A 212-nucleotide genomic window follows, 5' to 3' on the forward strand; every position below is an offset into this window, starting at 1 on the left:
AACACAAAGAAAGCTTCGATGTGAATCAAGAGCGTAAATCGCTGATTGATATGCCATTTAGCCGTGAAATCACCAAAGCTGAGCAAGCGGATATGGGGAAACTGAAAAAGTCTGTAAAAGGATTAGTGATTGTTCACCCAATGACGAAGATTGGTAAAGAGCTTCGCATTGAGGTTATGACAGGGTATGCCCCGAAAAAATTCTAATTACCA

At 40.6% G+C, this 212-nt stretch carries 1 protein-coding gene; it reads left to right on the forward strand.

The genetic code is table 11. The features are described 5' to 3' along the window. Positions 1 to 206, forward strand: a 206-nt coding sequence (locus FTW16_RS17745) for a YibL family ribosome-associated protein (protein WP_146492017.1), incomplete at its 5' end; no start/stop codon positions are given. Positions 207 to 212: the final 6 nt, after the last annotated feature.

The organism is Vibrio sp. T20, assembly GCF_007858795.1.
Taxonomy (GTDB): domain Bacteria; phylum Pseudomonadota; class Gammaproteobacteria; order Enterobacterales; family Vibrionaceae; genus Vibrio; species Vibrio satsumensis.